General features: G+C 40.6%; 26 protein-coding genes. 14 read left to right on the top strand and 12 right to left on the bottom strand.

Annotated features, from left to right (window positions below):
* Positions 1-18 precede the first annotated feature (18 nt).
* From HMPREF1516_RS09255 to HMPREF1516_RS09245, 3 genes are read right to left on the bottom strand one after another with little or no spacing between them, the layout of a single operon-like run.
* A complete protein-coding gene (locus tag HMPREF1516_RS09255) occupies positions 19-915 on the bottom strand; it encodes an RluA family pseudouridine synthase (protein WP_001210027.1) in 897 nt (298 codons plus the stop codon).
* A complete protein-coding gene (locus HMPREF1516_RS09250; protein ID WP_007522021.1) occupies positions 912-1,730 on the bottom strand; it encodes an NAD kinase in 819 nt (272 codons plus the stop codon). Before HMPREF1516_RS09250 ends, HMPREF1516_RS09255 begins: the two co-directional genes overlap by 4 nt.
* Entirely contained in the window at positions 1,714-2,385 is a 672-nt protein-coding gene (locus HMPREF1516_RS09245) for a GTP pyrophosphokinase (protein WP_000151551.1), read from the bottom strand. Before HMPREF1516_RS09245 ends, HMPREF1516_RS09250 begins: the two co-directional genes overlap by 17 nt.
* A gap of 128 nt (positions 2,386-2,513) precedes the next feature.
* Between HMPREF1516_RS09245 and HMPREF1516_RS09240 the strand changes: the two genes are divergently transcribed.
* The 7 genes from HMPREF1516_RS09240 to HMPREF1516_RS09210 all read left to right on the top strand — a co-directional run bounded on the left by HMPREF1516_RS09240 (position 2,514) and on the right by HMPREF1516_RS09210 (position 7,281).
* Entirely contained in the window at positions 2,514-3,083 is a 570-nt protein-coding gene (locus HMPREF1516_RS09240; protein WP_033606402.1) for a CYTH domain-containing protein, read from the top strand.
* Positions 3,084-3,194: 111 nt separating this feature from the next.
* Positions 3,195-4,154: a ribose-phosphate diphosphokinase gene (locus HMPREF1516_RS09235; protein ID WP_001283847.1), complete on the top strand. Its 960-nt coding sequence runs from the start codon at positions 3,195-3,197 to the stop codon at positions 4,152-4,154.
* A 9-nt stretch (positions 4,155-4,163) separates the two neighbouring features.
* Positions 4,164-5,279 (top strand): cysteine desulfurase family protein, encoded by a 1,116-nt coding sequence (locus HMPREF1516_RS09230; protein ID WP_033606401.1) that lies wholly within the window; start codon positions 4,164-4,166, stop codon positions 5,277-5,279.
* Positions 5,280-5,283: 4 nt separating this feature from the next.
* Positions 5,284-5,631: a DUF1831 domain-containing protein gene (locus HMPREF1516_RS09225; protein WP_000863524.1), complete on the top strand. Its 348-nt coding sequence runs from the start codon at positions 5,284-5,286 to the stop codon at positions 5,629-5,631.
* 6 nt (positions 5,632-5,637) lie between these two features.
* Positions 5,638-5,841, top strand: a complete 204-nt coding sequence (locus HMPREF1516_RS09220; protein ID WP_025169551.1) for a DUF4649 family protein — start codon at positions 5,638-5,640, stop codon at positions 5,839-5,841.
* A 93-nt stretch (positions 5,842-5,934) separates the two neighbouring features.
* Complete coding sequence (locus tag HMPREF1516_RS09215; protein WP_000653419.1) at positions 5,935-6,576, top strand: redox-sensing transcriptional repressor Rex; 642 nt, start codon at positions 5,935-5,937, stop codon at positions 6,574-6,576.
* Between the two features lie 15 nt (positions 6,577-6,591).
* Positions 6,592-7,281: a gamma-glutamyl-gamma-aminobutyrate hydrolase family protein gene (locus HMPREF1516_RS09210; RefSeq protein WP_033606400.1), complete on the top strand. Its 690-nt coding sequence runs from the start codon at positions 6,592-6,594 to the stop codon at positions 7,279-7,281.
* On the opposite strand, the gene radC is transcribed toward HMPREF1516_RS09210, so the two are convergent.
* The 4 genes from radC to HMPREF1516_RS09190 all read right to left on the bottom strand — a co-directional run bounded on the left by radC (position 7,278) and on the right by HMPREF1516_RS09190 (position 12,637).
* On the bottom strand, positions 7,278-7,958 hold the full coding sequence (radC, locus tag HMPREF1516_RS09205) for a RadC family protein (protein WP_033606399.1): 681 nt from the start codon (positions 7,956-7,958) through the stop codon (positions 7,278-7,280). The genes HMPREF1516_RS09210 and radC overlap by 4 nt on opposite strands.
* 42 nt (positions 7,959-8,000) lie before the next feature.
* The gene (gene pcrA, locus HMPREF1516_RS09200) at positions 8,001-10,292 is read right to left on the bottom strand and encodes a DNA helicase PcrA (RefSeq protein ID WP_033606398.1); all 2,292 of its coding nucleotides are present in this window, start codon (positions 10,290-10,292) and stop codon (positions 8,001-8,003) included.
* 88 nt (positions 10,293-10,380) lie between these two features.
* Complete coding sequence (locus HMPREF1516_RS09195; protein ID WP_001142348.1) at positions 10,381-10,893, bottom strand: GNAT family N-acetyltransferase; 513 nt, start codon at positions 10,891-10,893, stop codon at positions 10,381-10,383.
* A gap of 73 nt (positions 10,894-10,966) precedes the next feature.
* A complete protein-coding gene (locus HMPREF1516_RS09190) occupies positions 10,967-12,637 on the bottom strand; it encodes a formate--tetrahydrofolate ligase (protein WP_033606396.1) in 1,671 nt (556 codons plus the stop codon).
* A gap of 232 nt (positions 12,638-12,869) precedes the next feature.
* Between HMPREF1516_RS09190 and coaB the strand changes: the two genes are divergently transcribed.
* The 5 genes from coaB (at position 12,870) to HMPREF1516_RS09165 (ending at position 15,902) form a co-directional block, all read left to right on the top strand.
* Entirely contained in the window at positions 12,870-13,559 is a 690-nt protein-coding gene (gene coaB / locus HMPREF1516_RS09185) for a phosphopantothenate--cysteine ligase (RefSeq protein WP_007522039.1), read from the top strand.
* Positions 13,560-13,570: 11 nt separating this feature from the next.
* Positions 13,571-14,122 carry a phosphopantothenoylcysteine decarboxylase gene (gene coaC / locus HMPREF1516_RS09180; RefSeq protein ID WP_033606394.1) on the top strand — a complete coding sequence of 184 codons (552 nt, stop codon included), beginning with the start codon at positions 13,571-13,573 and terminating at the stop codon, positions 14,120-14,122.
* Positions 14,106-14,669 carry an ECF transporter S component gene (locus tag HMPREF1516_RS09175; protein WP_033606393.1) on the top strand — a complete coding sequence of 188 codons (564 nt, stop codon included), beginning with the start codon at positions 14,106-14,108 and terminating at the stop codon, positions 14,667-14,669. Before coaC ends, HMPREF1516_RS09175 begins: the two co-directional genes overlap by 17 nt.
* A 178-nt stretch (positions 14,670-14,847) precedes the next feature.
* Entirely contained in the window at positions 14,848-15,375 is a 528-nt protein-coding gene (locus HMPREF1516_RS09170; protein WP_001026212.1) for an ECF transporter S component, read from the top strand.
* 11 nt (positions 15,376-15,386) lie between these two features.
* The gene (locus tag HMPREF1516_RS09165) at positions 15,387-15,902 is read left to right on the top strand and encodes a transcription repressor NadR (protein WP_000205862.1); all 516 of its coding nucleotides are present in this window, start codon (positions 15,387-15,389) and stop codon (positions 15,900-15,902) included.
* Here the strand turns inward: HMPREF1516_RS09165 and HMPREF1516_RS09160 are convergent.
* From HMPREF1516_RS09160 to uvrB, 5 genes are all read right to left on the bottom strand, one after another.
* Positions 15,899-16,366 (bottom strand): 8-oxo-dGTP diphosphatase, encoded by a 468-nt coding sequence (locus tag HMPREF1516_RS09160; RefSeq protein WP_000085292.1) that lies wholly within the window; start codon positions 16,364-16,366, stop codon positions 15,899-15,901. The genes HMPREF1516_RS09165 and HMPREF1516_RS09160 overlap by 4 nt on opposite strands.
* Positions 16,367-16,438: 72 nt before the next feature.
* Positions 16,439-16,927, bottom strand: coding sequence for a GNAT family N-acetyltransferase (locus tag HMPREF1516_RS09155; RefSeq protein WP_001054579.1), 489 nt, complete (start codon positions 16,925-16,927; stop codon positions 16,439-16,441).
* Positions 16,893-17,456 carry a GNAT family N-acetyltransferase gene (locus HMPREF1516_RS09150; RefSeq protein ID WP_000262762.1) on the bottom strand — a complete coding sequence of 188 codons (564 nt, stop codon included), beginning with the start codon at positions 17,454-17,456 and terminating at the stop codon, positions 16,893-16,895. The genes HMPREF1516_RS09155 and HMPREF1516_RS09150 overlap by 35 nt, the downstream gene beginning before the upstream one ends.
* A gap of 8 nt (positions 17,457-17,464) precedes the next feature.
* Positions 17,465-18,091, bottom strand: a complete 627-nt coding sequence (locus HMPREF1516_RS09145; RefSeq protein ID WP_000699277.1) for an NAD(P)H-dependent oxidoreductase — start codon at positions 18,089-18,091, stop codon at positions 17,465-17,467.
* A gap of 14 nt (positions 18,092-18,105) precedes the next feature.
* Positions 18,106-20,094, bottom strand: a complete 1,989-nt coding sequence (gene uvrB, locus HMPREF1516_RS09140; protein WP_000610400.1) for an excinuclease ABC subunit UvrB — start codon at positions 20,092-20,094, stop codon at positions 18,106-18,108.
* 180 nt (positions 20,095-20,274) lie between these two features.
* On the opposite strand from uvrB, the gene HMPREF1516_RS09135 reads away from it, so the two are divergent.
* A complete protein-coding gene (locus tag HMPREF1516_RS09135; RefSeq protein WP_033606392.1) occupies positions 20,275-22,440 on the top strand; it encodes an ABC transporter substrate-binding protein/permease in 2,166 nt (721 codons plus the stop codon).
* Positions 22,440-23,180 (top strand): amino acid ABC transporter ATP-binding protein, encoded by a 741-nt coding sequence (locus HMPREF1516_RS09130; protein WP_000057879.1) that lies wholly within the window; start codon positions 22,440-22,442, stop codon positions 23,178-23,180. The genes HMPREF1516_RS09135 and HMPREF1516_RS09130 overlap by 1 nt, the downstream gene beginning before the upstream one ends.
* Positions 23,181-23,215 lie beyond the last annotated feature (35 nt).

Genomic DNA, 23,215 nt, shown 5'->3' with positions numbered 1-23,215 from the left:
TTATACTCCAAATAGATTTTAAAGAGTATTAGTTGATAACTGAGTAATAAGATTGCTGAAATCATCCGGTAAGGGGCTTTCTAGTTGCAAATCTTGCTCTAGAAAGGGATGATAAAAAGATAAATAATGACAATGCAAGGCCTGACGCTGAATGCCGTCGTCTAAGCTTCCTCCATAGAGATCGTCTCCTAAAAGAGGAAAACCGATGTGAGAAAAATGCACTCGGATCTGATGAGTTCGTCCAGTATGCAGTTGAATATCGACCAAGTGAATATTTCCGTAAGAAGCTACAACTTTATATGATGTATGGGCGTATTTCCCACCCTTGGCAACTCGTCTCGTGATAATGGAATCTTCATCACGCGCAATCGGGGCGATAATCTCCCCTTCAGTCTCCAAGACACCAGCTCCTTTAACCAAAGCAAAGTAGCGTTTCTCGATAGACTTTCGTTGCAGTTGCTTGTCTAAACGTGCATGAGCGTAGCCGTGCTTGGCAAAAAGCATCAAACCAGATGTATCTCTATCAAGCCTAGTCACGATGTGAACTTGCTGGTTTTCATATTCCTGTTTAACATAGTAGCCCTTGATAAAATTAGCAATGGTATTGGAATGATTAACACTGGGGATGGAAGCTACTCCATAAGGCTTATTCAAAACAAGAAAATGGTCATCCTCGTAGAGAATATCCAGTGGACGCTCAATTGCTTCCAACGTTTCAAAGCCTTCCTCTGCTGGAATGTCAATAGTTACCCTGTCTCCAATATCTAAGAGATAAGTCGCATTTTGAGGTTGGCCATTGACCAGAATAGCCCCACCTCGAAACTTAATCTTAGCCAAAAGTCCCTTAGAAACCTCGTGTTTCTTGAGAAAAGTTTTGACTTTGACATGCTCATCTGCGGTAAATTCGAACCTCATTCATCCACCTCGCCGATGAAGGCATCTTTGACACGATTCCAGAAACTAGTGTGGCTTGGTGTCGCTACGAAGTGAATCTTGTGATGGTCGATTTGATACTCAATCCGTTCGATATTACGGAATGAATAGACACTGTTATCTACTGATATCGTGTGGTAATCATTGCGTGTCGGCAAGAGTTCAATCTTATCTTTTTTTGGAATAATGATTGATGATCCCAAAGTGCGATAGACTCGGTTGTTAAGACTCGCTATCTCCGTCAACTGTAAAGCTTCAATGGTCGGATGCAAGACAGCTCCACCCAAGGACTTGTTGTAGGCAGTACTTCCCGTCGGCGTTGAAACAGTCACTCCATCTCCACGAAATCTCTCGAACGGAACATGGTTAATGATGATATCTGCTACCATGGTGCGATCTGATCGACGGATACTAGCTTCATTTAAGGCGCGAAATGTTTTCACTTCTCCATTTTCAAGCGTTACCTTGACATTCAAAACAGGATAGGAAACTTTGGCACCAGTATCTAGTAGGAGATTGGTCACCAACTGATCCAACTCAAAATCACGATAATCTGTGTAAAATCCCAAATGCCCTGTATGAACACCTACAAATCGAACCTTGTCTAACTGATTCTCATACTTGTGGAAAGCAGACAAAAGCATCCCATCTCCACCAATCGAAATGACGATGTCGGGATTGGTATCGTTCAGTATAAAATGTTGTTTCTTTAGTTTTTCCCTCAGTTCATGCAAAACCTTCTGACTCTGCGGCTTTCTATTTGCTATGAGGTCAACTCGTTTACCTGTATTCTTCATCTGTATCGTCACTATTTCCTACACCGTCATTTAATTTTCTGCTCAATGGATCAAAGAGAGCCTGCGCTTCCTGGATGTCATCTCGAATCTTACCCATTTCTTCATCCAGTTGATAAGCAATTTTGGCTGTGATTTCCAGCCTTTTCCTGATTTCTTCTGGGAAATCGCCCTGGTATTTATAATTGAGCGAGTGCTCAATCGTAGCCCAGAAATTCATGGCTAAAGTACGTATTTGAATTTCCGCCAAAATCGTCTTAGCTCCGTTGATCGTATCAACCGTGTACTCGACAACCACGTGATAAGAACGATAACCTGAAGCCTTACGATGAGTGATATAGTCTCGTTCCTGAACGATTCTCATATCTTGGCGTTTACGTAGAATCTCAACTACTTCTTTAACGTCATCAACAAACTGAACCATGACACGTAAACCAGCAATATCTTGCAGATCATGTTCTAGATTTGCATAAGTAATTCCTCGACGAGCCATCTTTTCTTTGATACTTTCAATCGGTTTGACACGACCCGTTACAAACTCAATCGGAGAATGCTTGTTTTGCTTACGATACTGTTTGCGAATTCCTCGAAGTTTTATCTTCAATTCACCAACAGCCTGAATGTAAGGATCTAAAAATTCTTCCCATTCTATGGTCATACTTTCTCCCTTGTAATGTTTGATTGCTCTGTCGAAAATCTTTGATTTTTTCAGTACATTCGTATACAATAAATACATTGTCCATTATACCATAAATCGCTTTCAAAGATATAGAAAAGGTTGAAAAAATGAAACATTTAGAAATAGAATTGAAAACACTTCTGAAAAAAGAGGAATATGATCATCTAAAAAAACAGTTTTCCCATATCCAGCCCGTCCTTCAGAAAAACTACTACATTGACACACCTGATTTTCAATTACGTGAAAAGAAGGTTGCCATGCGCATTCGCACTTTTTCAAATTGGGCGGAATTGACCTTGAAAGTGCCTCAAACTGTAGGAAATATGGAATACAACCAGAAACTAACTCTTTCAGAGGCTGAATCATACCTAGAAAAACAAAAACTACCTCAAGGGCTCGTTCTAGAAAAGCTCGCTAAGATTGGTATTGAAAGTCATGACTGGCTTGTTTTAGGCTGCCTTTCGACTCTTCGTTATGAAACGAAAACAGAAATTGGCTTAATGGCGTTAGATGAAAGTCACTACTTTGACCAAACGGACTATGAACTCGAGCTTGAAGTCACAGACCATGAAAAAGGGAAAGCCGATTTTCGGAAATTTTTAGATGAAAATCACATAACTTATCAGAAAGCTCCTTCAAAATTAATTCGTTTTATTAAAAGCATGAAAAAAAGCTGAAATAATCTCCTTTTTTTGGTAGAATAGAAAAGATAAAAATAAAAGAATCTTGCTTTGAAAAACAGAACTTTCTCAAAGGAGATTCACAAAGTTTACAGAGGACGGTCTATAATGTCAGATAGAAACAACATGAAACTTTTCACCCTAAACTCTAACCCAGAAATCGCTCAAAAGATTGCGGATACAGTTGGTGTACCTCTCGGAAAATTATCCTCTCGTCAATTTTCTGACGGCGAAATCCAGGTCAACATCGAAGAAAGTGTCCGTGGTTACGATGTTTACATCATCCAGTCAACTAGCTACCCTGTTAGCAACCACTTGATGGAATTATTAATAATGGTTGATGCTTGTGTACGTGCAAGTGCTCATAGTATCAACGTTGTCCTTCCTTACTTTGGTTATGCTCGTCAGGATCGTATCGCTTCTTCTCGCGAACCCCTCACTGCAAAACTAGTTGCCAATATGCTTGTCAAAGCTGGTGTAAGTCGTGTTCTAACGCTTGATCTCCACGCTGTTCAAGTCCAAGGTTTCTTTGATATTCCTGTAGATAATCTTTATACTGTTCCTCTATTTGCTAAGCACTACTGTGATAAAGGACTCCTTGGCTCCGATGTTGTTGTTGTCAGTCCAAAGAACTCTGGTGTTAAACGTGCACGTAGTTTGGCTGAATACCTTGATGCTCCTATCGCTATCATTGACTACGCCCAAGACGATTCTAATCGTAACGAAGGCTATATCATTGGGGATGTCGAAGGCAAGAAGGCTATCTTAATTGACGATATTCTAAATACTGGTCGTACTTTCTCTGAAGCTGCCAAAATCGTTGAACGTGAAGGTGCAACTGAGATTTATGCAGTATCTAGTCACGGTTTATTTGTTGAAGGTGCAGCAGACCTCCTTGACGCTACAAACATCAAAGAAATCCTAGTGACAGACTCCGTAGCAACCAAAGAAAGAACTCCTGAAAATGTATGTTACATTACTGCTAGCGAGTTAATCGGAGATGCGATCGTCCGCATCCATGAAAGAAAACCAGTCAGCCCACTCTTTGCTTACAACAAAAAGAAATAAGGTGATTCTTTGATTTATTTGGACAATGCTGCTACTACTCCTATGTCAGCAGTTGCTATTTCAGAAATGACCAGGGTCATGCAAGAAACCCACGGTAATCCTTCTAGTATTCATAGTCATGGTCGACAGGCTGGCAAACTCTTGCGAGAAGCCCGTCAGGAACTAGCCCAGTTATTGGGGACAAAATCTCAACATATCTTTTTTACGTCTGGCGGTACAGAAAGCAACAATACAGCTATTATTGGCTATTGTCTCCGTCATCAAAATCGTGGAAAACATATCATCACGACAGCTATTGAACATCATTCTGTGCTTGAGACTATCGATTATCTGGTGCAACATTTTGGCTTTGAAGCGACTATCATCCAACCAGTAAATCAAGAAATTACTCCCCAGCAAATTCAAGAGGCCTTACGTGACGATACTATTCTCGTTTCCACTATGTATGCTAATAATGAAACGGGCAGTCTCTTACCTATCGCTGAGATTGGACGTGTTTTAAAAGAGCATCCTGCGGCTTATCATGTAGATGCTGTTCAAGCTATCGGAAAAGTTCCTATCCATCCTGAGGAATTGGGAATTGATTTCCTCAGTGCTTCTGCCCACAAATTCCATGGACCAAAGGGAATCGGCTTTCTTTATGCTTCTTCCGCGGACTTTGATTCCTATCTTCACGGTGGAGACCAAGAACAAAAGAAACGGGCTGGAACAGAAAACCTCGCTGCCATTGTAGGCATGGTCGCTGCTCTTAAAGAGGACTTAGAGCAGCAAGCTGAACATTACCAAAAACTAGAGGGATTAAAATCTGCTTTTCTAGATGAGATTGCAGATCTAGAATACTATCTCAACGAAAGCCAATACCAGCTTCCTTATGTTGTCAATATTGGCTTTCCTGGTCAAAAAAATGATTTGCTCTTGCTACGGTTAGACCTTGAAGGAATTTCAATTTCTACCGGTTCAGCTTGTACCGCTGGTGTTGTACAAACCAGTCATGTGCTTAAAGCATTTTATGGACCTGATTCGCATCGTTTGAAAGAATCTGTCCGTATCAGCCTGTCTCCTCTTAACACTGAGGAAGAACTGAAACAACTCGCACAAACCTTAAAAAATATTATTGGAGATTAATCTAATGGCATTCGAAAAAACCATTAAACTACAAAACTGCCGCTACGACTACACACTTAGCCCAACTGTCAAAAAGTTCACACTGAAAGATAATACTTTCTTTGAAACAAAAGTTGGAAACTTCGAACTAACTCGTCTGCTTGAGAAAGTACCTAACAGCGGTGAAGGCTTCAACCTAAAAATCATCATCAATAAAGACCTTACAGGTGCTAAACTCAACATCACTGACAAATCTGGCCTTCGTTTGGTGAATATCTTTAAATCAGAAGACCATCATATCCACCAAGAGAAATTCTACTTCCTCATGGACAGCCTTGTAGAACGCGGAATCTTCACAAAAGAAGAAAGATAATTGGCTATGTATCGACTTACCTATCAAGATAACTATCACGTAGAACGTACACTTGAATATAAGGATTACGAAGAGCTTATGTTATCTCTATCAGGTTGTGTAACTCTTCCAGATACATTCCTAGTTACCTCATTAACCTTTGATGATAAAGTTATCTATCAAGGATTGGTCGGAGATCTCTACCGTTTTCTATCACAAGCTAATTTTTAAGACTAAAACTAAGATTTTCTTAGTTTTTTCTTGTTTTTGTTGATTTTTTCACAATGTTTCTATAAAATAGAAGAATAGAAAGGTTGTGGTTTTGTGAAAGATAAACAGTCTGCTATTCCAAAAGCAACAGCAAAAAGACTCTCTCTCTACTATCGAATTTTCAAGAGATTTCATGCAGAAAAAATTGAACGTGCCAACTCCAAGCAAATTGCAGAGGCTATTGGTATCGATTCTGCGACTGTTCGTCGTGATTTTTCCTATTTTGGTGAACTAGGTCGTCGTGGTTTTGGTTATGATGTTAAAAAACTGATGACTTTTTTTGCTGACCTCCTAAATGACAACTCCATTACCAATGTTATGTTGGTTGGGATTGGGAATATGGGGCATGCCCTTCTCCACTATCGCTTCCATGAGCGTAACAAGATGAAAATCATCATGGCATTTGACCTAGATGACCATCCAGAAGTTGGAACCCAGACACCTGATGGAATTCCAATCTATGGTATCTCTCAAATTAAAGAAAAAATCAAAGAAGCAGATGTTAAAACTGCTATCCTAACTGTTCCAAGTGTTAAATCACAAGAAGTCGCCAATCTTTTGGTTGATGCAGGTATAAAAGGTATTCTCAGTTTTTCCCCTGTTCACCTCCACCTTCCAAAAGATGTGGTCGTTCAATATGTCGATTTGACAAGCGAACTCCAAACCCTCCTCTATTTTATGCGTAAAGAGGATTAGAAAGCGAAAGCATTTATGAAAAAACCAGTTATTGGGATTACAGGAAATGAAAAAGCTCATCCAGATGATGACATCATGATGAGCTATGCAGCAAAGGGCTTTGTTGAAGGAGTCAAGGACGCTGGCGGAATTCCAATCATCCTACCGATTGGTGATCAAGAAATGGCTACCCATTACATCAGTATCATTGATAAGCTTATCCTAACGGGTGGGCAAAATGTTGATCCAAAATTCTACGGTGAGCCTAAAACCATTGACAGTGATGACTACCATCTTCAAAGAGACCAGTTTGAATTAGCCCTTATCAGAGAAGCGATTAAACAGAAGAAACCAATTTTCTCTGTTTGCCGGGGTACTCAGCTTTTCAATGTCGCTATGGGAGGTACGCTTCACCAAGATATCGAGGATCATTGGCAGGACTGTTCAGCCGAATACACGACCCAACGCCTCGTAACGGAACCTGATACAATTCTCCGAGAGATCTATGGAGAAATATCTCATATCAACTCCTTCCACCACCAGAGTATTAAAGATCTAGCTCCTAATCTTAAGGTTGTAGCACATGATCCTAAAGATGGAATAATTGAAGCTGTGACAACTACGGATGGCTTTCCTTATCTTGGTGTTCAATGGCATCCTGAATTTCTCTTTGAAAATCGCCCCAAAGATAAAACATTGTTTGACTATGTTGTTAATGAACTCTAAATCAGATCCGTCTTTTCACGGTAACTAAAGTAATCCGAGTGCGAGACAATCAGATGGTCCAAGAAAACGATTCCCATCAGCTCGCAAGCTTCCTTGACTAACTTAGTGACATGGTCGTCATTTCGACTAGGAGATACGGCACCGGATGGATGATTGTGAACGAGAATCACAGAGGTAGCCATATGCTTGAGGGCATAGTGAAGGATTTCTCTCGGTTCAGCAATACTGCGTGTCGCAGATCCGATAAAAATAGTTTGCTGATGAATGATTTGATTTTGAGTATTGAGATAGAGCGCCACTAGGTGCTCTTGTTTTTTATCGCCGAGTTCCTGTTGCATTTTCTTAGCTAGCTTTTGACTGCTGAGAATACTTTCCATCTCAAGGGTTTCATGTTTGTGAATGCGATGCCCCAGTTCAATCACTGCTTGTAGTTCAATGGCTTTAATCCGTCCAATACCAGACAGACTCTGCAATTCCTGCAGGGTCATTTTTTTCAAATCAGTTAGACTGTTGAGACTATTCAAGACTTTTTGAGCAACTTCAAAAACGTTGGCATGACGTGTTCCAGTTCTGAGTAGTATAGCTAGCAATTCTTGATTGCTCAGTGCCTCTACTCCTTCTTTAACCAGTCTTTCTCTAGGCAAAAGTGAATCTTCTTGGAATGAAATACTGTACATAAAAATCCTCCTCACTTTATTATTCGTGAGAAGGATGGAAAATTAGATTTTTTTCTCAATTGGGGCAACACTAGCTAGGAGTTTTTTCAGACCCACTTCTGGGAAATTGATTTTCAATTCCTGAGTAGCGCCACTACCCGACACTTCAAGGACTGTTCCTTCACCCCACTTTTTGTGAAGGGCAATATCCCCAATAGACCAGTTGGTATCGCTCGTATCATTTTTATTTTCAGCTGCAAATTGTCCAAATGGGAGACCACTTGACTGGATAGAGCTTGATGCGGCATTGCGTTTCCGTTCTTGAAGGGCCTGAGCTAAGCTCATACCTTGACCGAAAGCAATCCCACCACTGCTATAAGAAGCCTTAAAACTAGTATTCGCTGGTCGAGCCAAGCCTTGATAGTCAAGCAAGTCCGAACTAATTTCATTGATAAAACGAGTCGGACGATTGTAGTTGGTACGACCGAAAAGCAAGCGTGAGTTGGCGTTGGTCAGATAGAGAATTTTTTCAGCGCGTGTGATACCGACATAGGCCAAACGGCGTTCTTCTTCCAGCTCATCAGGATCTTCAGCCGCACGGCTAAGCGGAAAGACATTCTCCTCCATCCCAATGATAAAGACAACCGGAAACTCGAGTCCCTTAGCAGCGTGCAAGGTCATCAAGGTCACTTCTGATGTCTCCTGACTGCCTGAATCTGTGTCTGCGATTAAAGCTAAGTCATTCAAGAAACGACTGAGTTTGTCCAAACCAGTTTCTTCTTCCTGGCTATCAGGATTGTCGTCAAAGTTTTTGGTAACAGATAGGAACTCTTCGATATTTTCAACCCGAGCCTTGCTCTCTAAGGTTGCCTGAGCATTAAGATTATCGACATAACCTGTTTTTTCTAGAACAGCTTCCACTAACTCGGTGATAGTTAATTGATCCAGTTTTTCCCGCAAATCCAAAATCATATTAGCAAAATCCCAGATAGACTGGGCTACTTTCCCTTTGATGCCAGATAACATGATATTGGCTGAAGCGTCTAGCATGGACATCTCTTGTAGGTTAGCGAAGTCGCGGATTTTCTCAACGGTTCCTGGGCCAATTCCGCGCTTAGGCTCGTTGATAATACGCTCAAAACTGATATTATCACTCAAATTGGCAATGAGGTTAAGGTAGGCGATAATGTCACGGATTTCCTTACGACTGTAGAACTTGGTCCCGCCGACCATAGTATAAGGAATATTGGACTTTAGGAGGGCCTCCTCAATAGTACGAGACTGGGCGTTAGTCCGATAAAGAACTGCAAAATCTTTGTGGAGGAAGTTGTGACTACGACCAAGTTCATCGATGGTTTTGGCTACAAAAACAGCCTCATCTTGTTCGTCATTTGCGCAATAATAAACGATTTGCTCCCCATCGGCATTCTGAGTCCAGAGATTCTTGGGACGACGATTTTTATTGTTTTTGATGACGTCATTGGCAGCTTGAAGAATGGTTTTGGTTGAACGGTAATTTTCCTCCAACAAAACTACCTTGGCGTTAGGGTAATCTTTCTCAAAATCCAAGATATTCTGCATATCAGCCCCACGCCAACCATAAATAGACTGGTCAGCATCACCGACCACGCAGACATTTTTAAAGCGTGAAGCCAAAAGTTTGACCAGTTGGTACTGGGCATGGTTGGTATCTTGGTACTCATCAACGTGAATGTACTGGAACTTCTGCTGATAGTAGGTCAAGACGTCAGGATTCTGATCAAAGAGACGCAAGGTCAGCATAATCAAATCATCAAAATCGACAGACTCAGACTGGCGAAGCTCCTTCTGATAAGCTGTATAACACTGAGCCACGATTTGTGTGTACATATCACCAGCTTGGGCAGCATAAGCCACATCATCAATCAGGTCATTCTTAGCATTAGAAATGGTTCCCAAAATGGTCCGTTCATTCCATTTTTTCGGATCCAAGTTCAACTGCTTGAGAATGCGTTTCATGAGGGTTCGCTGTTCTCCTGGATCTACAATGGTGAAGTTTCGATTGTAGCCAATATGATCCGCATCGCGACGCAGGATACGAACACATATGGAGTGAAAGGTCGCAATCAGACAGTCCTGGGTTGCTGGATTAAGCCCATAGGCACGCTCCTTCATCTCACGCGCCGCCTTATTGGTAAAGGTAATGGCCAAAATATTCCAAGGATTGACCATCTTTTCATCAATCAAATAAGCAATACGGTGAGTTAAAACACGAGTCTTTCCAGAACCAGCCCCCGCCATGATTAACAAGGGCCCTTCTGTCGTTTGCACCGCCTCTGCCTGACGGTCATTCATTCCATTCAATAATGCGTTCATTTTCTCTTCCTTACTCTTGAAGTCAATGTTTCTATTATATCAGAAATTAGGGAAAATATCTTTAGCTAGACTGATTGCGTGTGGAATTCTACTCTTTCATATCATCAGGAGGAGTCAATGACTTTTGCATCCAAACGATATCATGCCATTTTCCAAACTTATAGCCTATCTTAGGGAAATGAGCTACTTGTTCATAGCCCCTCTTTCGGTGAAGAGAAATGCTCCTATCATTTGGCAAAGCGATACAAGCTAAGAAGCGTAAGTAACCCCTTGGCACTAATTCTTCCTCCAGACAGTCATAGAGTAGACTCCCTAACCCTCGACCTTTGGCTTCTTGGTGCAAGTAAATTGACACTTCAACTGACCAATCATAAGCCCTCCTATCATAATAGGTGGAGGCATAGGCATATCCCAAAATTTTGCCTTCTTCCTCTAGCACTAGATAAGGATATTTAAGCAAGGTCTTTTGGATTCTTCTTTGAAATTCTTCAACACTTGGCACCTCGTATTCAAATGTAATGGCTGTATTAAGGACATAGGGAGCATAAATTGCAAGCAGTTCTGGAATATCAGACTCCCTTACTGTTCGAATCGTTGGCATATATTTCTCTTTCTAAAATCGAAAATGAGCTTGGATAGCTTTTCCAAACTCATTTGAAATCAATTGCAATATACTAGAACAATCCTAAAACGGTTCCATCGCTTTCAACATCCATATTAAGAGCGGCTGGACGTTTTGGAAGGCCTGGCATGGTCATAACATCACCTGTTAAGGCAACGATGAAGCCTGCACCTAATTTTGGTACCAATTCACGGATGGTAATTTCAAAGTTTTCTGGGGCTCCAAGTGCATTTGGATTGTCAGAGAAACTGTACTGAGTTTTAGCCATACAGATTGGCAATTTGTCCCATCCGTTTTGAACGATTTGAGCGATTTGCGTTTGGGCTTTCTTCTCAAAGTTCACTTTGCTACCACGATAGATTTCAGTGACAATTTTTTCAATCTTTTCTTGGACAGAAAGGTCATTGTCATAAAGACGAGTGTAGTTGGCTGGATTTTCAGAGATAGTCTTGACAAGCGTTTCAGCAAGCGCTACGCCACCTTCTGCTCCATCAGCCCAGACACTAGCCAACTCAACTGGAACATCGATTGAAGCACAGAGTTCTTTCAAGGCTGCAATTTCAGCTTCTGTATCAGAAACAAATTCGTTAATCGCAACAACTGCTGGAATACCAAACTTACGAATATTTTCAACGTGGCGTTTCAAGTTAGCAAAACCTGCACGAACTGCTTCCACATTTTCCTCTGTAAGAGCATCCTTAGCTACACCACCATTCATCTTAAGGGCACGAAGGGTAGCGACGATGACAACTGCATCTGGAGATGTAGGCAAGTTTGGTGTCTTAATGTCAAGGAATTTCTCAGCACCAAGGTCTGCACCAAAACCAGCTTCAGTAACAGTATAATCAGCCAAGCGAAGGGCTGTGCTTGTTGCCAAGACAGAGTTACAGCCATGAGCGATATTGGCAAATGGACCACCGTGTACAAAAGCAGGTGTTCCGTAGATTGTCTGAACCAAGTTCGGTTTGATAGCATCTTTCAAAATCAATGCTAATGCTCCCTCAACCTGTAAATCACCAACAGTAACTGGTGTACGATTGTAACGATAACCGATAACGATATTCGCCAAACGACGTTTCAAATCTTCAATATCCGTCGCCAAGCAAAGAATGGCCATGATTTCGGAAGCAACTGTAATATCAAAACCATCCTCACGTGGAATACCATTTAGAGGACTACCAAGTCCAACGGTCACATGACGAAGGACGCGGTCGTTCAAGTCCACAACACGTTTCCAAAGAATACGACGTTGATCAATTCCCAGCTCATTTCCTTGGTGCAGGTGATTGTCAATCAAGGCAGAAAGAGCATTGTTAGCAGTTGTAATGGCATGCATATCTCCAGTAAAGTGGAGGTTGATGTCTTCCATTGGCAACACTTGGGCATAACCACCACCAGCAGCACCACCCTTAATCCCCATGACTGGACCAAGTGACGGTTCGCGAATGGCAATCATGGTTTTCTTACCAATCTTGTTTAAGGAATCCGCAAGACCAATGGTAATAGTTGATTTTCCTTCACCTGCTGGTGTTGGGTTGATAGCTGTCACCAAAATCAACTTACCAACTGGATTGCTCTCAACTGCACGAATTTTATCAAAGGTGAGCTTAGCCTTGTACTTTCCATACAACTCCAAATCATCGTAAGAAATACCAAGTTTCTCCACAACATCAACGATTGGCTTCAACTCAATACTCTGTGCGATCTCAATATCTGTTTTCATTCAAAACTCCTCTAACCTCTTATATGATAATTCATTATAACACAAAAAAAGGTTTTTCACATACAAAAAGCTTAGTAAAGTTTATAAACATCAAGTTTTAAGGCCGATTTTAGTCATCTTTTTTACTTTTTATAAGTTTTTATAGCCAAAAACTATAATCTTTCTGGAAAATTAGATGAAAAAAACAAACGCTTTCTTTTGATTCTATTTTATTTTTTGGTACAATAGTCCTATGAAAATTTTAGTTACGTCAGGCGGTACCAGTGAAGCTATCGATAGCGTCCGCGCTATCACTAACCATTCTACAGGTCGCCTGGGGAAAATCATCACTGAAACTTTGCTTGCTGCAGGACATGAAGTTTGTTTGATAACGACAAAACGATCTCTGAAGCCAGAATCCCATCCCAACCTAAGTATTCGAGAAATTACCAATACCCACGAGCTTCTACTAGAAATGCAAGAACGTGTCAAGGATTATCAGGTCTTGATCCACTCAATGGCTGTGTCCGACTACACTCCTGTTTATATGACAGGGCTTGAGGAAGTTCAGGCTAGCTCCAATCTAGAAGAATTTTTAAGCAAGCAAAATCATCAAACTAAGATTTCTTCAACTGATGAGGTTCAGGTTTTATTCCTGAAAAAAACACCCAAAATCATCTCTCTAGTCAAGGAATGGAATCCTGCTATTCATCTGATTGGTTTCAAACTGCTAGTTGATGTTAACGAAGATCATCTGGTTGACATTGCTAGAAAAAGTCTTATCAAGAACCAAGCAGACTTAATCATTGCAAATGATCTGACTCAAATTTCAGCAAACCAACATCGTGCAATCTTTGTTGAGAAAGATCATCTTCAAACGGTTCATACTAAAGAAGAAATTGCAGAACTCCTCCTTGAAAAGATTCAATCCTATCATTCATAGAAAGGAAAGCTATGGCAAACATTCTCTTGGCTGTAACTGGGTCAATCGCCTCTTACAAGTCGGCAGATTTAGTCAGTTCTCTAAAAAAACAAGGCCATCAAGTCACTGTCTTAATGACTCAGGCTGCTACAGAGTTTATCCAACCTTTGACACTACAGGTCTTATCACAGAATCCTGTCCACTTGGATGTCATGAAGGAACCCTATCCTGATCAGGTCAATCATATCCAACTTGGTAAAGAAACGGATTTATTTATCGTGGCCCCTGCCACAGCTAACACCATTGCAAAACTAGCACATGGCTTTGCGGACAACATGGTGACTAGTACAGCGTTATCTTTACCCCAAAACATTCCTAAACTACTTGCTCCTGCTATGAATACAAAAATGTATGACCATCCGGCAACTCAAACAAACCTTAAAACTTTAGAAACATATGGTTACAAGCTTATCTCTCCAAAAGAATCCTTACTTGCTTGTGGAGACTACGGAAGGGGAGCTTTGGCAGACCTTGATATTATTTTAGAAAGAATAAAGGAAACTCTCAATGAAAAAACGATCTAATATTGCCCCAATTGCTATCTTTTTTGCGACCATGTTGGTCATTCACTTTCTAAGCTCTCTCTTATTTAATCTATTCCCATTCCCAATTAAACCAACTATCGTGCATGTTCCTGTTATTATTGCAAGTATTATTTACGGTCCACGCGTTGGGGTTACACTTGGATTTTTAATGGGACTACTTAGCTTGACGGTTAACACGATTACGATTCTACCGACAAGTTACCTCTTCTCCCCATTTGTACCAAACGGAAACATCTACTCAGTTATCATAGCTATCGTTCCACGTATTTTGATTGGTTTAACTCCTTATCTAGTTTATAAACTGATGAAAAATAAAACTGGTCTGATTCTAGCTGGTGCCCTTGGTTCACTTACCAACACAGTCTTTGTACTTGGTGGAATTTTCTACCTTTTTGGAAATGTCTTTGATGGGAATATCCAAAAACTCCTAGCAACTGTTATCTCTACAAACTCAATCGCCGAATTGGTTATCTCAGCCATCTTGACTGTAATGATTGTCCCACGTCTCGAAACCTTGAAGAAATAAAAAAACAACTCCACTTTCGTCCTGAAGGTGGAGTTTAGTAGTTAAAACATAAGAATTAAGTTCCCAGTATTCTTTACCACATTTAACCAGATATCCATTAAAAATCACTAATGCTTCTTGACTTAACTGATTATTTATTGTACTATACTTGTGTATATACAGATAAATGGAGGTTCTTATGAATATACGGAAAAAAACGCAGTTTATGACCATGACTGCCCTACTCACTGCAATCGCGATTTTGATTCCAATCATTATGCCTTTTAAAATCGTTATCCCACCGGCTTCTTACACCTTGGGAAGTCATATCCCCATCTTTATCGCCATGTTTCTTTCGCCTTTGATGGCTGCTTTTGTGATTATTGCTTCTAGTCTTGGTTTTCTGATGGCAGGCTACCCTATGGTTATTGTCCTACGCGCCTTTTCTCACATCGTTTTTGGTACTTTGGGGGCTTTGTACTTAAAGAAATTCCCTGAAACCTTGGATAAACCAAAGGCATCTTGGATTTTTAACTTTGTTTTGGGTGTTGTTCACGCTATCGCTGAAGTACTAGCTTGTATCATCTTCTATGCTACTTCAGGGACAAACGTTGAAAATATGTTTTATGTTCTCTTCGTCCTAGTTGGCTTTGGCACAATTGTCCATAGTATGGTAGACTATACATTAGCACTAGCTGTCTATAAAGTGCTTCGAAAACGTCGCTAAAAGGAAAAACTATGACAACGGATCGCAAACAAGCTCTTCTCAAACTATTAAAAGAGGCGCCAAAAGCTCTCAATGGTCAAACCTTGGCTGAGCACTTTCATGTCACGCGCCAAGTCATTGTACAGGATATCGCTATTCTCCGAGCAGATGGGGCTCCTATCCTATCCACCAATCGTGGCTATATCTACAAAGAAAATGATGCCAGTCCTTACGTCCACAAACTCTTTAAAGTGAAACATGAACTGGAAGAAATCGGGCAGGAACTTCTAGCCATTGTAGATAATGGCGGACGCGTTCAAAATATCTTAATCGATCATCCCGTTTATGGTGAAATTGAAACCCATCTTAAACTCACCTGTCGCCGAGATGTCCAGCACTTTCTGGAACAAGTCGAGAATTCAGACTTTAGACCCCTTTCTGAATTGACAGACGGCATCCATTACCACCTTGTTGAAGCTGAGACACAACAAGACCTCCACTATATCGAGGAGGCCTTGGATCAGTTAGGTTATTTGGTAAAAGACTAGAATATTTCTTTTTCCCAGCCGTCCTCTGTACGGTAACGGTAGAAAAACTCTGACTTGTTAGGAGCTTCCATCATCTCCATCAAAGGCAACATATCATAGGCCAGATCCAAGTTTGGAATCTGGTCTTTTTGCACCCAAGATACTTCTCCTTCTTCTGAGGATTGGAGATTTCCACTAAACTCTGTCGCCTTATAGCAAACGACAATGTAGCGTCCACCTGTATCTAAGGGCCAATTTTTAATACCGACCAGTTGGGGATTCTGAATCGTTAGACCAGTTTCTTCGTAGATTTCACGTATGACAGACTCGGCAAAGGCCTCGCCATTCTCAACATGACCTCCTGGAAAAGCATAACCTGACCAGTGGTTGCTTTCAGGAGACCGATATTGCATGACTACTCGCTTATTTTCTAGATCTTCGATTAGACAGATGTTGGTTAAAATAGTTGCTTGGGCACGGGACATAGATTTGCTCGCTTTCTAAATTATTAAATTTTCAGACTTGGTACCAGAGCCATTAGCTTTTACTTTTTAAAATTATTTAGAATAGAATACCATCCGTTTTTCCTTTATAGGTTTTCCAAGGTCAAGCATCTTTTCTTGTCCATCAAAAGTAAAGCCCATTTTTTGATAGAAAGCAATGGCTCGCTGATTCTCTTTTAATACCCATAAGAATATTTCAGAAAAACGATCAAGAGTACTCAAAGCTTCCTTCATTAACTTCTGAGCAATACCTTTTCCGTAATAGTCTTTTAAAACATACAAGGCAATGATTTCACCAGCTTGAATAGTCTCATCACGAAAGTTTCCATAACTGATAAAACCAACTACCTTCATACCGTCCATCGCAATCAATGTATTTTCTGGATATTTTTGACTAAAGAATAGACATCTTTCTAATGTCATCGTCTCCTGAAATTCAGCAGGTAAAAGGTCGTCATAAGCCTCTCTCCACGTTTGCCAATGAACGAAGGATTTACCTTCTATCTCTTCAGGAGTTTCCATTTGTTTGATAGTTAGGTTCATTTATTTTACTCCATTCTTCTCTCAGAATACCATATTTAATACTATCAAAATATTTGCCTTGGTAATAACGAACTTTTGGAATATGAGCTTCTTTTTTCATTCTTAATTTTTCAGCAAGTTTTACCATACCAAGATTTCCTGACCAAGTTGTCAAACCAAGATGCTCCAACACCAAGTAATCCTTAAATGTCCGATCTATCCATTGTAGCATAGCAGCTTTTCCAATGCCAGAGTTCCAAAATTTGTTATCATAAATACAAATCCCCAATTCCATCCATCTTGTTTGTTTACATACCCAGTAGCGCGAAACAGTCCCAACTAATTTATCATCAACAAAAATACCAAGGCGATTTGAGTTGTTTAGAGTAGATTCTGATTTTTGTAGTTTAAATTCTTGAAAATTAGGAAAATGCTGATAATCGTCATAATAGGGAGCATCATACTGTTTCCAAATTGGATTAGATTGTGAATAAGCTATTTCCCACAAAGACACCAAATCTTCTTCAATTAGTTTTCTTAAATAAACCATACTTTTTCCTAATCCAACGCCTTGACTTCATCAGCTACTTTTTGTAGATATTTTTGTCTTGTAGAATTTGTATTCACCTCACGCCCTAACTCACCCAAAATTGAAACTTTCTTTGTTTTAATACCGCAGTGATTTAAGACAGCATTCTTTAATACTGATATTCCATAACTGTCTGGGATATTGATAGGACCTGAAAATACTTTGTACCACCATGTTGGTGCCATTGATGTTGCGTAAATACTGGCTGTTTTTCCTTTTAGTAACTTTTTAAACTGCTGACCTCTTAAGTAGTTCCAAATAAAACTTCCTTTATTATTGGCAGAGTAAGCAATTCCTGGCGTGAAAACACGATCGATCCAACCCTTCAATAAACTAGGCATACTACTCCACCAAATTGGATAGACAAAAATAAAATGATCTGCCCACTGGATTAATTCCTGAGAGCGAAGTATGAAGGAGTCCTCTTCCATACGTTTTCGATAACCATAACGTAATACGGGATCAAAATCTATCTCATTTAGATTAATAGATTCAAGCTCATGATGATTTGAGTCAATATTTTCTACAATCGTTCGAAAAATTTCTTGACAGAAACTTCCCTTGTCAGGATGTCCATTGATGACTAAAATTTTCATTCGTTTTCTCCTATCTAATCCAACGCCTTCACTTCCAACATTATATCCCGAATCTGTGCTGCTAGTTCAAAGTCAAGCACTTCGACAGCTTCTTGCATTTGTTTCTCTAGTTTCTTGACGAGTTCCTTGCGTTCTTGTTTGTTGAGGCTATTGATATCGACTTCCTTGTCCTCTTCTTTGGAAACTGCCTTGGTTACGGCGATTAGATCACGGATTTCTTTCTTGATTGTCTGAGGTACAATACCATGCTCTTCATTGTAAGCCATCTGGATTTTCCGACGACGGGCCGTTTCATCGATAGCACGTTGCATAGATTGAGTCATCGTGTCCGCATACATAATCACATGACCTTCACTATTACGGGCTGCACGACCGATTGTTTGGATAAGACCACGTTCATTACGTAGGAAACCTTCCTTATCAGCATCGAGAATGGCAACCAAGCTTACCTCGGGAACGTCAATCCCTTCGCGGAGCAGGTTGATTCCGACCAAAACATCAAAAACCCCCAAGCGTAGGTCACGGATAATCTCGGTCCGATCCAAGGTCTTGATGTCCGAGTGCATATACTTGACCTTGATCCCCATTTCCTTGAAGTAATCAGTCAAGTCTTCTGCCATTTTCTTAGTCAAGGTAGTAATAAAGGTGCGTTCATTCTTTTCAACACGGGCATTGATTTCACCCAAGAGGTCATCAATCTGTCCCATAGTTGGGCGGACTTCCACTTCTGGGTCTAAAAGTCCTGTCGGACGAATGATTTGCTCAATCACTGTCTCGGTCTGTTCATTTTCATAGTCGCCTGGTGTTGCTGAAACGTAAACAATCTGATGTACATGGCTTTCAAACTCCTCCCGGCGTAGCGGACGATTATCCAAGGCGGACGGTAAACGGAAACCATAATTGACCAACATTTCCTTACGCGAACGGTCTCCATTGTACATGCCCTTAATCTGCCCCATGGTCATGTGACTTTCATCAATCATGATCAAGAAATCATCTGGGAAGAAGTCGAGAAGCGTATAAGGGGGCTCTCCTTCACTACGACCATCCATGTGACGAGAGTAGTTCTCAACTCCATTTGTATACCCCATCTCACGTAGCATTTCGATATCATACTCTGTCCGTTGTTTCAAGCGTTGTGCTTCTAGCAGTTTGCCTTCCTTCTCAAAGACAGCCAACTGCTCCTCCAACTCTGCCTGAATCTTAGCAATAGCAACCTCCATGTGGACATCATTGGTCACAAAGTGAGTGGCAGGGAAAATCGCCAAATGATCCACTTCTCCCAATACCTGACCTGTCAAAGCCTCAACTTCACGGATACGATCAATTTCATCCCCGAAAAACTCTACTCGAAAAGCGTGTTCATCTCGGGAAGCTGGGAAAATCTCCACCACATCCCCGCGAACGCGAAATCTTCCCCGTTGGAAATCAATATCATTGCGTTCAAACTGGATATCAACCAAATCATTCAAAAGTTTATCACGAGAAATTTCAAGACCTGGACGCAGACTGACAACACTGTCAGCGTATTCCTTAGGAGAACCCAAACCATAAATACAAGAGACAGAAGCCACAACGATGACATCGTTACGCTCCAGAAGTGCTGAAGTCGCTGAGTGTCGAAGCTTGTCAATCTCATCATTGACCGAGCTATCCTTTTCAATATAAGTATCACTCGAAGGGACATAGGCCTCAGGTTGGTAATAATCATAGTACGATACGAAGTACTCAACAGCATTTTCAGGGAAAAATTCCTTGAACTCCCCATAGAGCTGCCCAGCTAGAGTTTTGTTATGGGCAATGACCAAAGTTGGTTTATTGACTTTGGAAATGACCTGACTCATGGTATAGGTCTTCCCTGTACCCGTCGCCCCCATCAGAATCTGAGCCTTTTCTCCACCCTCGATATTATCAACCAACTGCTCAATTGCCTGGGGTTGATCTCCTGAAGGTTCATATTTTGATACTAGTTTAAATTTATTATCTGAAATTCGATTTATCATGATTGCCTCATCTGCATTTTTCTATCCTTCTATTTTACCATAAATTTGCTTTTCAGACTCTTCTCCAAACTGATAAGAAAGAGTATTTCATGTTATATTTTCTTACATAAAATTCATAAAATTTGCCTTTTAACCTGTTTTCTGGTATAATGGAAAAATATTCGGAAAAGGAGACTAAAAATGAAGAAAAAAATACTAGCATGTTTGCTCATTTTATTTCCCATTTTCTCACTAGGTATAGCAAAAGCTGATACTGTTAAGATTGTGTCTGATACAGCTTACGCGCCCTTTGAGTTTAAAGATTCAGATCAAACCTATAAAGGGATTGATGTTGATATTATCAATAAAGTTGCAGAAATCAAAGGATGGAACATCCAAATGTCTTATCCTGGCTTTGATGCAGCTGTAAATGCAGTGCAGTCAGGTCAAGCAGATGCTATTATGGCAGGTATGACAAAAACAAAAGAACGTGAAAATGTCTTTACCATGTCTGATACTTATTATGATACAAAAGTTGTCATTGCTACGACAAAGGCAAATAAAATCACCAAATATGAGGAACTTAGCGGCAAAACAGTTGGAGTTAAGAACGGAACTGCCGCCCAACGTTTCCTCGAAAGTATCAAAGATAAATACGGTTTCTCTATTAAAACCTTTGATACAGGTGATTTGATGAATAACAGTCTAAGTGCTGGTGCTGTAAATGCCATCATGGATGACAAACCTGTTATTGAGTATGCGATTAACCAAGGACAAGATCTCAGCATCAATATGGATGGTGAGGCTGTTGGAAGCTTTGCTTTTGGTGTCAAGAAAGGGAGCAAGTATGAACACTTGGTTACCGAGTTTAATGAAGCCCTAGCACAAATGAAGAAAGATGGTAGCTTGGAGCAAATCATCCAAAAATGGACAGCTTCTACAACTACGGCAACCCCGACGACAACTACTGCTGCTGGACAAAAAGCTACTCCAGTGAAAAGCAAGTACATTATTGCCAGTGACTCATCTTTCGCCCCATTCGTCTTTCAAAATTCAAGCAATCAATATACCGGTATTGATATGGACCTCATCAAGGCTATTGCCAAAGATCAAGGTTTTGAAATTGAAATTACCAACCCAGGATTTGACGCAGCAATCAGTGCTGTTCAAGCAGGACAAGCAGATGGTATCATTGCTGGTATGTCTGTAACAGATGCTCGTAAGGAAACCTTCGACTTCTCAGAATCCTACTACACAGCAAATACGATTCTCGGTGTGAAAGAATCAAGCACGATTGCTTCTTATGAAGACCTCAAGGATAAAACTGTCGGTGTTAAAAACGGAACTGCCTCTCAAACGTTCCTTACTGAGAATCAAAACAAATACGGCTATAAGATTAAAACCTTTGCAGATGGCGCATCAATGTATGACAGTCTGAATACTGGAGCTATTGATGCTGTGATGGATGATGAGCCTGTTCTCAAATATTCTATCAGCCAAGGTCAAAAATTGAAAACACCAATCGCTGGAACTCCAATCGGTGAAACTGCCTTTGCGGTTAAAAAAGGAACAAACCCAGAATTGATCCAGATGTTCAATAACGGACTTGCAAATCTTAAAGCTAACGGAGAATTCCAAAAGATTCTTGACAAGTATCTAGCTAGCGAATCTTCAACTAACTCTACAAGTACGGTTGACGAAACTACTATCTGGGGCTTGCTTCAAAACAACTACAAACAACTTCTTAGTGGACTTGGAATCACTCTTGCCTTAGCGCTTATTTCATTTGCAATTGCCATTGTCATCGGGATTATCTTCGGTATGTTTAGTGTTAGCCCATACAAATCTCTTCGTCTGATCTCTGAGATTTTCGTTGATGTTATCCGTGGTATCCCATTGATGATTCTTGCAGCCTTCATCTTCTGGGGTATTCCAAACTTCATCGAGTCGATTACAGGCCAACAAAGTCCAATCAATGACTTTGTAGCTGGTACTATCGCCCTCTCACTCAATGCGGCAGCTTATATCGCTGAAATTGTTCGTGGTGGGATCCAAGCTGTTCCAGTTGGCCAAATGGAGGCCAGCCGCAGTCTTGGTATCTCTTATGGAAAAACCATGCGTAAGATTATCTTGCCACAAGCGACTAAATTAATGTTGCCAAACTTTGTCAACCAATTCGTTATCGCTCTCAAAGATACAACCATCGTGTCTGCTATCGGTTTGGTTGAACTTTTCCAAACTGGTAAGATCATCATTGCCCGTAACTACCAAAGTTTCAAGATGTATGCAATCCTTGCTATCTTCTATCTTGTAATTATCACGCTTTTGACTAGACTAGCGAAACGCTTAGAAAAGAGGATTCGTTAATGGCACAACTAAAAATTGATGTAAATGATTTGCATAAGTATTATGGAAAAAATGAAGTTTTAAAAGGCATTACAACTAAATTCTATGAAGGGGATGTTGTTTGTATCATCGGTCCTTCCGGTTCTGGTAAATCCACTTTCCTCCGTAGCCTTAACCTTCTCGAGGAGGTAACGAGTGGTCACATCACTGTGAATGGTTATGATTTGACTGACAAATCAACCAATGTCGACCATGTCCGTGAGAACGTAGGAATGGTTTTCCAACATTTCAACCTCTTTCCTCACATGTCCGTCCTAGAAAATATCACTTTTGCTCCTATTGAACACAAACGGATGACCAAAGAAGAAGCTGAGAAATTGGGGATGGAGTTGCTTGAAAAGGTTGGACTAGCAGATAAAGCTAATGCCAATCCAGATAGTCTTTCAGGTGGTCAGAAACAGCGTGTAGCCATCGCTCGTGGACTTGCCATGAATCCTGATATCATGCTCTTTGATGAACCAACTTCTGCTCTTGACCCTGAGATGGTCGGAGATGTACTGAATGTTATGAAGGAATTGGCGGAACAAGGCATGACCATGATTATCGTAACCCACGAGATGGGATTTGCTCGTCAGGTGGCCAACCGTGTTATCTTTACGGCTGATGGTGAATTCCTAGAAGATGGGACACCAGATCAAATCTTTGATAACCCGCAACACCCTCGTCTAAAAGAATTTTTGGACAAGGTCTTAAATGTATAAAACGAAAGTGTAAGGTTCTCCTTACACTTTTTTAA

The organism is Streptococcus sp. CM6, assembly GCF_000526095.1.
Classification (GTDB): domain Bacteria; phylum Bacillota; class Bacilli; order Lactobacillales; family Streptococcaceae; genus Streptococcus; species Streptococcus oralis_BW.
The sequence above is the reverse complement of the archived record's forward strand: the minus strand, read 5'-3'. Positions and strand labels throughout refer to the sequence as shown.

Coding starts and splice junctions, on each gene's coding strand:
- uvrB (WP_000610400.1), bottom strand. CDS start 20,094: ATGATAAATCGAATTTCAGATAATAAATTTAAACTAGTATCAAAATAT.
- HMPREF1516_RS09235 (WP_001283847.1), top strand. CDS start 3,195: ATGTCAGATAGAAACAACATGAAACTTTTCACCCTAAACTCTAACCCA.
- HMPREF1516_RS09220 (WP_025169551.1), top strand. CDS start 5,638: ATGTATCGACTTACCTATCAAGATAACTATCACGTAGAACGTACACTT.
- pcrA (WP_033606398.1), bottom strand. CDS start 10,292: ATGAACGCATTATTGAATGGAATGAATGACCGTCAGGCAGAGGCGGTG.
- HMPREF1516_RS09145 (WP_000699277.1), bottom strand. CDS start 18,091: ATGAAAATTTTAGTCATCAATGGACATCCTGACAAGGGAAGTTTCTGT.
- HMPREF1516_RS09135 (WP_033606392.1), top strand. CDS start 20,275: ATGAAGAAAAAAATACTAGCATGTTTGCTCATTTTATTTCCCATTTTC.
- HMPREF1516_RS09130 (WP_000057879.1), top strand. CDS start 22,440: ATGGCACAACTAAAAATTGATGTAAATGATTTGCATAAGTATTATGGA.
- coaB (WP_007522039.1), top strand. CDS start 12,870: ATGAAAATTTTAGTTACGTCAGGCGGTACCAGTGAAGCTATCGATAGC.
- HMPREF1516_RS09195 (WP_001142348.1), bottom strand. CDS start 10,893: ATGCCAACGATTCGAACAGTAAGGGAGTCTGATATTCCAGAACTGCTT.
- HMPREF1516_RS09175 (WP_033606393.1), top strand. CDS start 14,106: ATGAAAAAACGATCTAATATTGCCCCAATTGCTATCTTTTTTGCGACC.
- HMPREF1516_RS09210 (WP_033606400.1), top strand. CDS start 6,592: ATGAAAAAACCAGTTATTGGGATTACAGGAAATGAAAAAGCTCATCCA.
- HMPREF1516_RS09255 (WP_001210027.1), bottom strand. CDS start 915: ATGAGGTTCGAATTTACCGCAGATGAGCATGTCAAAGTCAAAACTTTT.
- HMPREF1516_RS09170 (WP_001026212.1), top strand. CDS start 14,848: ATGAATATACGGAAAAAAACGCAGTTTATGACCATGACTGCCCTACTC.
- HMPREF1516_RS09160 (WP_000085292.1), bottom strand. CDS start 16,366: ATGTCCCGTGCCCAAGCAACTATTTTAACCAACATCTGTCTAATCGAA.
- HMPREF1516_RS09155 (WP_001054579.1), bottom strand. CDS start 16,927: ATGAACCTAACTATCAAACAAATGGAAACTCCTGAAGAGATAGAAGGT.
- coaC (WP_033606394.1), top strand. CDS start 13,571: ATGGCAAACATTCTCTTGGCTGTAACTGGGTCAATCGCCTCTTACAAG.
- HMPREF1516_RS09245 (WP_000151551.1), bottom strand. CDS start 2,385: ATGACCATAGAATGGGAAGAATTTTTAGATCCTTACATTCAGGCTGTT.
- radC (WP_033606399.1), bottom strand. CDS start 7,958: ATGTACAGTATTTCATTCCAAGAAGATTCACTTTTGCCTAGAGAAAGA.
- HMPREF1516_RS09225 (WP_000863524.1), top strand. CDS start 5,284: ATGGCATTCGAAAAAACCATTAAACTACAAAACTGCCGCTACGACTAC.
- HMPREF1516_RS09165 (WP_000205862.1), top strand. CDS start 15,387: ATGACAACGGATCGCAAACAAGCTCTTCTCAAACTATTAAAAGAGGCG.
- HMPREF1516_RS09190 (WP_033606396.1), bottom strand. CDS start 12,637: ATGAAAACAGATATTGAGATCGCACAGAGTATTGAGTTGAAGCCAATC.
- HMPREF1516_RS09150 (WP_000262762.1), bottom strand. CDS start 17,456: ATGGTTTATTTAAGAAAACTAATTGAAGAAGATTTGGTGTCTTTGTGG.
- HMPREF1516_RS09250 (WP_007522021.1), bottom strand. CDS start 1,730: ATGAAGAATACAGGTAAACGAGTTGACCTCATAGCAAATAGAAAGCCG.
- HMPREF1516_RS09240 (WP_033606402.1), top strand. CDS start 2,514: ATGAAACATTTAGAAATAGAATTGAAAACACTTCTGAAAAAAGAGGAA.